Here is a 1,730-nt window from a genome sequence, read left to right as displayed (position 1 = left end):
CATCGGGATTTTGACTTTCGTTTTTTAAATTCGTTTTATTTTTATAAAAATAATTTTTTTAGGGCTGCCATACCCTGGGAGCATAAATCTCTCGAAAAAAGGGTTTTTCGACAGCCTCGTTATTTATAATTAGGCCGTACATGGTAAGGGCACGGTGCACCGTGCCCCTTCTACAGTTAATATAGCTTTAGGCTAAGATTGAGGTGGTTTTGCATTATATTTATTTCGTAGAGACAAGGCATGCCTTGTCTCTACATGGTGGGGTATAATCCACCGTCGCTAAAGCTATGGTGGGACAGGAACCCCACCCTACTTTGAAGAAAATGATACTCACTGTTTTACAAGGTATACAAATGGATATTACATTAGTTTTTCTCATCATTCTGACCTTTGTCATTCACATGATCGGTACACTAGCCTATTCAGTAAGGATATCAGGAACCAGGACAGGCACAATAGCAGTATCATTTGCCCTGTTTAATATAATGGTGCTCGGCTCCAGAACTGCAAATACCTTTCAGGGGCCCATCCTGGCAAAAAGGGTTGAAGAGAATCTCGCCAATGGAATTATTAGCGGGGCGGTGACGGATTTCAGGGTTATGCTGTTTGCAGCATCCGCAGCAACAATTTTCGGCATATTAATCACCCCTACATTTCAGCGCCTCTTTACAAGAGCAGTGGAAAAATTCAGGGAATATCATTCCATCTCGAGGCTGTTTTTTATGGGATTTACTCGTGCAGGGTTTTATCACATCAGGAGTTCAATAAAGATCCCTTCAAAAAGAAATTTCCTATTTTTCAGAATTAGCAACCATATCCCATACAGATATATATTTTATAATATTATTGCCACAGCAGTATGGAGCACAGGGGTATTTTCTGCATTGTATGCTGGTTACCTCAACCCCGAAATGAGGGTAACATCCAGTCAGCTTTCGTCAGTTATCAATGGGGTTGCAACAATAGTTTTACTAATTTTTATTGACCCCTATTTTTCATTATTAACAGATGATGTGGTAAATAATAAAATCGGTCAGCCATATTTCAGACGTTCAATTATCTGGCTTGACCTGAGCCGCCTGGCCGGGACACTGCTAGCGCAACTGCTTCTTGTACCTGCGGCAATGATTATCGTATTTATTGCAGAAAAGATCTGATTGGAGGGAACAGATTGCCCACGATTCTGACACATTCATTTACAGGCCTTGTTTCTGGCCTTGCTTTTAAAAATCGAAAATGACCGCGTGGTTTCATGGTATTATCTGTTCTATGTGCCACAATACCCGATGCTGATGTAATATGTTTCAGGCTTGGGATTCCATATGCACATTTTCTTGGTCACAGGGGATTTTTTCATTCCATTTTTTTCTCTTGCCTTCTTGGTTCTGTAACAGGTTTTATGCTGGCATGGGCCGGGAGAAGAACATGTAAACAGGGATTTTTATATGCCGTAGATTTTTCTTTTGTGACCACCCTTCACGGTATACTTGATGCCTTTACTAACGGCGGCCTGGGCGTAGCCCTTTTTTCACCATTTATTGAAAAGAGATATTTTTTTCCGATTACCCCTATTAAAGCCTCCCCAATCGGGATAGAAAGTTTTTTTGGCTCCTCACAAGAATTTGTGGGTGCCAGGTTAATAAAAAACTTGAAAGCATGAATCAAATCAAGTACTTCCTGTTGGTGACTAACCTATGGGAAGGAGGATATGATTCATGCTTATCGAAAGT

At 40.6% G+C, this 1,730-nt stretch carries 2 protein-coding genes; both read left to right on the top strand.

The window, feature by feature from the left end; genetic code table 11:
* The first annotated feature begins 353 nt into the window (after window positions 1-353).
* Window positions 354-1,157, top strand: a complete 804-nt coding sequence (locus tag GX654_15025) for a DUF2837 family protein (GenBank protein NLD38176.1) — start codon at window positions 354-356, stop codon at window positions 1,155-1,157.
* 95 nt (window positions 1,158-1,252) lie between these two features.
* The gene (locus GX654_15020) at window positions 1,253-1,660 is read left to right on the top strand and encodes a metal-dependent hydrolase (protein NLD38175.1); all 408 of its coding nucleotides are present in this window, start codon (window positions 1,253-1,255) and stop codon (window positions 1,658-1,660) included.
* Window positions 1,661-1,730: the final 70 nt, after the last annotated feature.

This window comes from Desulfatiglans sp. (assembly GCA_012513605.1).
Lineage (GTDB): Bacteria > Desulfobacterota > DSM-4660 > Desulfatiglandales > HGW-15 > JAAZBV01.
This window is presented reverse-complemented; position numbering and strand designations above follow the sequence as displayed.